At 34.8% G+C, this 8,914-nt stretch carries 7 protein-coding genes; 4 read left to right on the top strand and 3 right to left on the bottom strand.

The features are described 5' to 3' along the window. Nucleotides 1-3 precede the first annotated feature (3 nt). Complete coding sequence (locus ACOYLT_RS00215) at nt 4-1,263, top strand: hemolysin family protein (RefSeq protein ID WP_422851818.1); 1,260 nt, start codon at nt 4-6, stop codon at nt 1,261-1,263. Between the two features lie 108 nt (nt 1,264-1,371). Further along, complete coding sequence (locus ACOYLT_RS00220; protein WP_422851819.1) at nt 1,372-3,471, top strand: peptidylprolyl isomerase; 2,100 nt, start codon at nt 1,372-1,374, stop codon at nt 3,469-3,471. 54 nt (nt 3,472-3,525) lie between these two features. On the opposite strand, the gene ACOYLT_RS00225 is transcribed toward ACOYLT_RS00220, so the two are convergent. Together ACOYLT_RS00225 and ACOYLT_RS00230 are read right to left on the bottom strand one after the other, a co-directional pair. Then, entirely contained in the window at nt 3,526-4,440 is a 915-nt protein-coding gene (locus ACOYLT_RS00225) for a GYDIA family GHMP kinase (protein ID WP_422851820.1), read from the bottom strand. A 4-nt stretch (nt 4,441-4,444) separates the two neighbouring features. After that, complete coding sequence (locus ACOYLT_RS00230) at nt 4,445-5,782, bottom strand: hydroxymethylglutaryl-CoA reductase, degradative (protein WP_422851821.1); 1,338 nt, start codon at nt 5,780-5,782, stop codon at nt 4,445-4,447. Nucleotides 5,783-5,986: 204 nt separating this feature from the next. Between ACOYLT_RS00230 and ACOYLT_RS00235 the strand changes: the two genes are divergently transcribed. Beyond that, nucleotides 5,987-7,201: an NAD(P)/FAD-dependent oxidoreductase gene (locus tag ACOYLT_RS00235; protein WP_422851822.1), complete on the top strand. Its 1,215-nt coding sequence runs from the start codon at nt 5,987-5,989 to the stop codon at nt 7,199-7,201. A 1-nt stretch (nt 7,202) separates the two neighbouring features. Here the strand turns inward: ACOYLT_RS00235 and ACOYLT_RS00240 are convergent, their stop codons facing one another. Further along, on the bottom strand, nt 7,203-7,679 hold the full coding sequence (locus ACOYLT_RS00240) for a TspO/MBR family protein (protein ID WP_422851823.1): 477 nt from the start codon (nt 7,677-7,679) through the stop codon (nt 7,203-7,205). Between the two features lie 87 nt (nt 7,680-7,766). Here ACOYLT_RS00240 and ACOYLT_RS00245 point away from each other — a divergent pair, with 87 nt between their 5' ends. Beyond that, nucleotides 7,767-8,879, top strand: a complete 1,113-nt coding sequence (locus tag ACOYLT_RS00245; RefSeq protein WP_422851824.1) for a diphosphomevalonate/mevalonate 3,5-bisphosphate decarboxylase family protein — start codon at nt 7,767-7,769, stop codon at nt 8,877-8,879. Nucleotides 8,880-8,914 lie beyond the last annotated feature (35 nt).

The following is an 8,914-nucleotide window of genomic DNA, read 5'->3' on the forward strand; positions in this document are numbered from 1 at the left end:
CACATGGAAATCGGAATAATCATCTTGTGTTTGATACTTTCCGCATTTTTTTCAGGAATGGAAATTGCTTTTGTTTCCTCCAATAAAATCTATCTTGAAATAGAAAAAAAACAATCCGATTTTATTTCCAAAATCCTAACAAAACTTACTCAAAAACCATCAAAATTTATTGCTACTATGCTTATTGGCAATAATATTGCTATGGTAGTTTATGGTTTTTTTATGGGAGATTTATTGATGCATTGGTTTAAAGGTTTTGGATTTAATTTTTCAGATTTAACCAATTTATTGTTGCAAACAATACTATCAACTTTAATTGTATTAATGACTTCTGAATTTTTGCCCAAAGTATTTTTTCAGATATATGCTAATAGCTTCATCAAGTTTTTTGCTTTGCCAGCCTATTTCTTCTACAATCTATTCTATTATATATCATCAATATTACTTGGAGTATCTGATTTCATTTTGAAGAAATTTTTCAAGACCGAAGGTGATCAAATTACACTTTCTTTTAGCAAAGTAGAATTAGGTAATTATATCTCTGAACAGATGAATGCTGTGGCTGACCATGAAACGGTAGATTCTGAAATTCAGATTTTTCAAAATGCGCTAGAGTTTTCTGCCGTAAAAGCAAGAGATATTATGACTCCTAGAACAGAATTAGTTGCGATAGATTTATATAGTTCTATAGTTGATTTAAGAGACCTTTTTATAACAACAGGTTATTCTAAAATAGTAATATACCTCAATACTTTAGACGACATTGTAGGCTATGTGCACTCCTTTGAATTGTTCAAAAAACCTAGAAGCATTAAATCAATACTTATTCCGGTAGAATTTGTACCAGAAACTATTTTTATTAAAGACACCATGAATTTGCTTACTAAGAAAAGAAAAAGCGTGGCAGTAGTACTAGATGAATACGGTGGCACTTCAGGAATTATTACCATGGAAGATATTGTGGAAGAACTTTTTGGAGAAATTGAAGATGAACATGATACTGAGGAAACCTTAATCGAAAATCCATTAGACCTAACTAATTATTTGTTTTCCACTAGATTAGACGTCGAATATATAAATGAAACCTATAAATTAAACATTCCAGAAAGCAATTCTTATGGCACTTTGGGTGGTTTTATTGTTGATTTTACCAAAGAAATTCCTCAAAAAGGAGAAAAAATTACTATTGGGAACTTCCAATTTATAATAGAACAGGCTACTAATAAGAAAATAGAATTAGTAAAAATGACATTATTGGATTAAAATTCATAAAAAAATCAAAAAATAGTAGAAATTATAATGGTGTGAGTATTATTATTTCACAGATAATTGTATTTTCGCAAACTGAATTAAAATTTAACAAGAATAGAAATGGCAGTTTTAGCAAAAATTAGAAAACGTTCGGGTTTACTTTTATTAGCAATAGGTTTTGCATTATTGGCTTTTGTCGTGCAAGATTTATTTACCAATGGGTTTAAAAGTTTATCAAAAGATGTAGGAAGCGTTAATGGAAAAAATATTTCATTTGAAGAGTTTAGAGTAAAAGTAGCAAACACTGAAAAGAATGCTCAAAACGGTCAACAAATGACTTCAATGCAAGCTTCAAATCAAGTTTGGAATCAAGAAGTAAATGTTGCTTTATTAACTGCTGAATTTGAAAAATTAGGAATCCGTGTTGGAGAAAAACATATTGTTGAAGTTTTTAAAGCCGATCCAAATATTGGTCAAAACCAAATGTTTTTAAACGCCGCTGGGAAATTTGATTTAAAAAAATTCAAAGATTACTTCAAGACAAATCCTGAAGGAGCTCAACTTTTGAAAGAAAGAGAAAAAGATGCTGAGCTTAATGCCAAGTATCAAATCTACAATTCCCTAGTTAAAGGGGCTATGTATACCACTGAGACAGAAGGTAAATTCAAATATGAAGCAGAAACAAATAAAGTAACTTTTGACTTTGTTAGTGTTCCTTTTTCAAGCATAAAAGATAGTGAAGTAAAAATTTCTGATGATGAAATTGTAGCTTACATGAAAACCAAAGAGAAAAAATTCAAATCAGAAGAATCTCGTGAATTAGAATATGTGCTAATTGAAGAAAAACCATCAGCACAAGACGAATCAGAAATTAAGAAAAATATTGATGCTTTGTTACTCCCAAGTGTACGTTACAACAAAGAAACAGGTAAAAATGATACTATTAAAGGATTTAAAGGTGCAATTGATAATGCAGAATTTGTAAATGCTAATTCAGATATTCCTTTTGACTCTACTTATATTGCAAAACAAGATTTGCCAGCAGAAAGTGCCGATGCTTTATTTGCTTTACCAATAGGAGAAGTTTATGGCCCTTATATGTTCAATAACTATTCCCGTATTTCAAAAGCATTAGGAAGAAAAAGTGGTGCAAAAGTGAAAGCAAGTCACATCCTAATCAGTTGGGAAGGAACAAAAGTTCCTAACAAAAAAGAAAAAAGAACAAAAGAACAAGCAAAAGCAAAAGCAGATGGATTATTAGCACAAGCATTAGCAAATCCAGGAATGTTCTCTTTATTGGCCATGACCAATTCCGATGACTCATCGGCACAACAAGGTGGTGATTTAGGATTCTTTGCTCCAGGACAAATGGTAAAACCATTTAATGATTTTGTTTTCAATAACCCTGTTGGAAAAATTGGTTTAGTTGAAACAGAATTTGGTTACCATATCATCAATGTGACTGAAAAGCAAGATGCCATAAAATTAGCCACTATTGCTCAAAAAATAGCTCCGTCTGAAGCTACTAACGACAAAACCTACACACAGGCAACTAAATTTGAAATGGAGGCTGCTAGCAAAGATTTTGCTGCTTTAGCTAAACAAATGAAGTTATCAGTAAATCCTTCCGTGAGAGTAAAAGCAATTGACGAAAGTTTTGGTTCCATTACGAATCAAAGACAAATTGTAAAATGGGCTTTTGAGGGTGATACTAACATAGGTGATGTAAAACGTTTTGAACTCGTTAATGTAGGCCATTTGATTGCTAAGTTAAAAAAAGTGAATGAAAAAGGCCTAATGGCTGTAGAAGAAGCCAGACCACAAGTAGAAATGCTATTGAAAAACAAAAAGAAAACAGAGAAAATCAAAGCCAAAATGACTGGTTCCACTTTAGCAGCAATTGCTGCCGCTAACAAAGTAACCGTTCAAAACGCTATAGATTTAACTTTAGAAAATCCTTCTGTCCCTGGTGCTGGTTTTGAGCCAAAAGTAGTAGGAAACGCTTTCTCATCAAAGGCTGGCAAAGTATCAAAAACAATTGATGGCAATTCAGGCGTTTATGTAATTGCAACTAAAGCAGTAACAAAAGCTCCAGCTATCAAGAAATATACTGATTATGTAAACAAGCTAAAACCACAAGTTGTGGGTAATGCTGGTAGATACATGCAAGCCTTGAAAGACGATGCTGATATTAAAGACAACAGAGCAGATTTTTATTAATCGATCTACTAAGTTATATAAAGAAAATCCCGAAGCAGAACTTCGGGATTTTCTTTATAATATAATTTCGTGATAAGGCACAACAACCTCAAAACCTTTTGCATGGAAATACTCGGTTGGGTTTTCATTGGAAACACTCATTACAAAATCGCCACCCCAAGCACCAAGACTTTTTATAACTCCTTCAAAATCTTGAAAAAGAGCTTCTTTAACTGTGGGCAATTCTAATATATTGCTCATGGCTATTTCGTGTTGTGCAATAGCTTGAGCAAAGTCTTTTATAGTATCAGCTTCTACTATGGTTTTAGTGAGGACATTAATAGCTGGAATGACTTTTTGAATAGTGGTATTGTTGTTATGATAGGCCGCAATAGCTTCTCGGCTGTTTTGCTTTTTATTCAAGTAAATAAAATATAATTTATCGGTAAAACTTGGGTTGAAATGCACCACTTCAACCGTTGGTTTGTCAACTATCAACTGATAGATGATACCAGTATTATTTTGTGCGCAAGCAATGTCATAGCCACTGCCTCCAAAACTTCTTTTCAGTAGCTCAAAGGCATCAATTTGCAACCATTGCCCAATATTATTGATTAAGGTAGAAGAAGTTCCTAATCCCCAATTTTTAGGAAACGTCAATTCAGTTTTGATATTATATCCTTTCCCTTCTGAAATGAATTCAGGATTCATTCGATAGGCTTCGTGCAGGATTTCAATTAAAGTGTTTTTGATTGAGGAATCAACTTCATTTTGTTCTTTATCACTAATAGCTGAAAATGAAAGGGTATCCTCAAACCAAATGCTTCCATTGCTATCATAGCTTGTCCAGTGAATATGTTCATCTGTCGTTTCATACACGGTTAAATGCTGTCCAAACTTTGTAGGCAACGCAAAGGCTTTAGCGCCATCAAGCACTACATATTCCCCTGTGATGAGGAGTTTTCCGTTGCTGTAAAAGGTCTTCTTCAAAAGATTATTTTCTTAGATTTTCAATCAAGGTTACTACTGAAGCATGAGAAACGGTATTGTTTTCAAAGTGTTTCGCAATGGCTTTACGCTCTTCGGAAGTTGCTTGGTATTGGTTTAAAATATTATTGAGATGCATTTTCATGTGGCCTTCCTGAATTCCGGTAGTTGTAAGCGAACGAAGTGCTGCAAAGTTTTGTGCCAAACCCGTTACGGCTACAATCTGCATCAATTCTTGTGATGAAGGTTTCTCTAAGATTTCCAATGCCATTTTCACTAACGGATGCAAAGAAGTTAAACCTCCCACAGTTCCTAATGCCAATGGAATTTCCATCCAAAAAGTAAAAATGTCATTTTCTATTTTAGCGTGAGATAAACTGGAATAGTTGCCATTACGCGATGCATAAGCATGAACCCCAGCTTCCACCGCACGGAAATCATTTCCTGTGGCTAAAACAACTGAGTCAACCCCATTCATAATCCCTTTGTTATGGGTTACTGCTCTGAAAGGTTCTATCTCTGCAATGCGAACGGCTTGTACAAACTTCTCAGCAAATTCTTGTGGATTCTCAATTTTTCCCGGCCTCCCTGCTGACAGGTTTTCGGCTAGTTCGGAAACTTTACAGGAAACTTCGGCACGAACAATACAATTAGGCACATAATTAGACAAAATACTCATGACAATGGTAATGTCTTTTTTTAACTCTGAAAAGTCTATATATTGTTGCGCTTCTTCTTTCAGTGCTTTGGCTAATTGTTCTAAACAGGAGTTGATAAAATTAGCACCCATGCTGTCTTTGGTATCAAAGGTGGCATGCAGTTGGTAATAATTTTCTAATTCGTTGGTTTTATCTCTTAGTTCCAATGACAATATTCCACCACCACGTCTCTGCATGTTCTTGGTAATACTATCAGTCGAAGCGATGATATTTTTCTTTGCATCCTTAAAAAACGCTTGAAGTTTAGCTGTTTCTCCTTTGAAAAGAAAATGAACTTGCCCAATTTTTTCGGTATTCAAAACAGTAGCTTTAAATCCGCCACGAGTACTCCAGTATTTAGCCGACTTGGCTGCCGCTGCTACCACGGAACTTTCCTCAATAACCATAGGCACCGAATAATAGTTGCCATTGATTAGAAAATTAGGCGCAATGCCCATAGGCAAATAGAAATTCGTAATGGTGTTTTCTATAAACTCATCATGCAATTGCTGCAATTTAGAATCGTTATTCCAATACTGTTTTAGGGTTAAAATGGCTTCTGAAGGATTAGCAAAATAGTGATTGGCAATCCAATTGATTTTTTCTTCTTTGGATAATTTGGAAAAACCCGCAACTTCATTCTTCATAAATAGGAGTAAATAGTAATTTGGGACAAAGATAAGGTTTAGCTTTTGAAAATATAACTTAAAAAAGTTAGGTGATAAAAAATGTAGCCCAAATTCCAAAAAAAATTTTAAAGTCTATTCCTAGACCATAAATAAACCCGAAGCTATTATCTTTGCCCAATCGTTGAACGTGGAAAGTAATATTACTGATTTCCCATATAGCTTATGAACACAAACTACGACATCTTGATTATTGGCGGTGGTGCAGCAGGTTTTTTTACAGCAATTACAATTGCCGAAAATAACCCAAAGCTAAAAATTGCCCTACTCGAACGCGGGAAAAGTGTACTAGAAAAAGTACGCATTTCAGGTGGTGGACGATGCAATGTTACCCACGCTTGTTTTGTGCCCAATGATTTAGTAAAATATTATCCTCGTGGTGAAAAAGAATTACGCGGCCCGTTTCATCAGTTCTGTTCGGGTGATACGATTGAATGGTTTGAGAAACATGGTGTTGAACTCAAAATCGAAGACGATGGTAGAATGTTTCCCACTACGGATAGCTCGCAAACCATCATTGATTGTTTTTTGAACGCTGTGTCTAAACTAAAAATTGATGTATTAACTGGACAAAGTGTGCAATCCCTTTTCAAAGGAGATGGCTATTGGAAAGTAGAAACTAACCATCAAACCTTTTCTTGTCAAAAACTAATCATGACCACGGGCAGTAACCCAAAAGTATGGGAAATGTTAGCAGAACTAGGTCATACTATTGTTGCACCTGTTCCTTCCCTATTCACGTTTAACATAAAAGATACCCGTATCAAAGACTTGATGGGCGTTTCGGCTTTCGCCAAAGTAAAAGTAAAAGGCAGCAAGTTAGAAGCTGCTGGGCCATTATTAATTACCCATTGGGGCATGAGTGGACCCGGAATATTACGCCTCTCGGCTTGGGGTGCTCGAGAATTATTTGATAAAAAATACCAGTTTTTAATACAGGTGAACTGGCTCAACGATGTTACTTTTGAAGAAGCAATGGATACGCTAAAAAATCTAAAACAAGAACACGCCAAAAAAGCCGTAAGCAAAAAATCGCCATTTGAGTTTGCTAATCGCTTATGGGAAAGTTTGGCAGCCGCTTCGGGTATTGCAGAAGAAATAAAATGGGCAGATTTGTCAAAACAACAACTTCATAATTTGGCCAACCAACTTACCAATGGAGAATTTCAGGTCAATGGTAAAAGCACATTTAAAGAAGAATTTGTTACCGCAGGAGGTATTGATTTAAAAGAAATCAACTTCAAGACGATGGAAAGCAAACTTCACGAAAACCTTTATTTTGCTGGCGAAATCATGAATGTTGATGCCATCACGGGTGGTTTTAATTTTCAAAATGCGTGGACTAGTGGATTTATTGTGGCGAAAGCTATATCGGAATAACCTATCTATTCAACCACCAAATACTTCCGTTCAAAACAGTGGCAAAACTTACCCATGCCAAATAGGGTAATAAAAGATTGGCCGCTAGTTTATCAATAGGTTTGAATTGGGTGTAGGTTTCATAAATTAGGAGCCACAACAGTATAATTTCAACCAAAGCCAACAAAGGATTGTGTAACCCAAAGAAAAGGTAAGACCAAAGCGCATTCAATGCCAATTGGATTACAAAGAATTTCATGGCTTTTTTCACTTGTTTTTCTTCTTGTTCAATTTGGTTCCAAATCCTACCGGCTGCTATACCCATCATAATATAGAGCAACGACCAAACGGGTGCAAAAATCCAATTGGGCGGATTAAAAACTGGTTTTATTAGTGTGGGATACCAAGTGGTAATACTATCGCGAGTTACCATTCCTGATAGATAACCTATCACTACACAAGTAATGACAGTGGTCGTTATTCTTAAAATCTTTTGCATGATGCTTTGTTTGAATTCAACTCAAATATACTAAACAAACCATCAATTTTTTCATAAAAAAAGTATCTTTGCTGAATATTTGATTTTATGGTAACTGAAAAAGATTTTGTTTTCACCACTACAACCCATGCTGTTGAGAAAGGCAACTTTCAATGCAGTGCACCAAGTAATATAGCGTTAGTAAAATATTGGGGTAAAAAAGACAAACAAATTCCGGCGAATCCTTCTATCAGTTTTACTTTGAACCATTGTAAAACGATTACCAAACTATCTTTTACTAAAAAAAATAGTTCCATAACTATTGGTTCAACCAAAGAAAAGTTTTCGTTTGAATTACTTTTTGAAGGCAAACCCAAAGAAGATTTTAAACCCAAAATTCAAAAGTTCTTCGAACGTATAGAAGCGTATTGTCCCTACTTGACCGATTATCATTTTATTATTGCTACCGAGAATACTTTTCCACATAGTTCGGGTATTGCTTCTTCAGCCTCAGGAATGGCGGCTTTGGCAATGAATATTATGAGTTTAGAAAAAGCTTTAAATCCTGCTATGACCGAAGATTTCTTTTTCCAAAAAGCCTCTTTCTTAGCTCGATTAGGTTCGGGAAGTGCTTGTAGAAGTGTGAAAGGAAATGTAGTCGTTTGGGGTAAACATGCTGAAATAAAAGCAAGTTCCGATTTGTTTGGCGTGGAATTTCCATCAGAACTTCATGATAACTTTAAAAATTATCAAGACACTATTTTGCTTGTTGACAAAGGCGAAAAACAAGTATCAAGTACTGTTGGACATGATTTAATGCACCATCATCCTTTTGCGGAACAACGTTTTGCACAAGCACATCGCAACTTATCAGCCATAAAAAACGTTCTAGAAAATGGGGATTTAGCTGAATTTATAAAAATAGTTGAAAGCGAAGCATTGACTTTACACGCTATGATGATGACATCGTTACCTTATTTTATTTTGATGAAACCAAACACGCTGGAAATCATCAATAAAATTTGGAACTATAGAAATGAAACGAATATTCCAGTTTGCTTTACATTGGATGCAGGAGCAAACGTACATATTTTGTATCCCGAAAATGTCAGAGATATTGTTTTGCAATTTATTAAGGACGAATTAGTTGGCTATTGTCAAAATGGTAACTATATTTGTGATGCAGTTGGAAATGGGGGTCAATTGATAATTGATAATTGATAATTGATAATTGATAATTGATAATTGATAATTGA

The organism is Flavobacterium sp. (genome assembly GCF_049318185.1).
In the GTDB taxonomy this organism is placed as follows: Bacteria; Bacteroidota; Bacteroidia; order Flavobacteriales; family Flavobacteriaceae; genus Flavobacterium.

Excerpts from the sequence above, each read along its gene's own strand:
- ACOYLT_RS00235 (WP_422851822.1), top strand. The coding sequence starts at position 5,987 with ATGAACACAAACTACGACATCTTGATTATTGGCGGTGGTGCAGCAGGT.
- ACOYLT_RS00215 (WP_422851818.1), top strand. The coding sequence starts at position 4 with ATGGAAATCGGAATAATCATCTTGTGTTTGATACTTTCCGCATTTTTT.
- ACOYLT_RS00230 (WP_422851821.1), bottom strand. The coding sequence starts at position 5,782 with ATGAAGAATGAAGTTGCGGGTTTTTCCAAATTATCCAAAGAAGAAAAA.
- ACOYLT_RS00220 (WP_422851819.1), top strand. The coding sequence starts at position 1,372 with ATGGCAGTTTTAGCAAAAATTAGAAAACGTTCGGGTTTACTTTTATTA.
- ACOYLT_RS00245 (WP_422851824.1), top strand. The coding sequence starts at position 7,767 with ATGGTAACTGAAAAAGATTTTGTTTTCACCACTACAACCCATGCTGTT.
- ACOYLT_RS00240 (WP_422851823.1), bottom strand. The coding sequence starts at position 7,679 with ATGCAAAAGATTTTAAGAATAACGACCACTGTCATTACTTGTGTAGTG.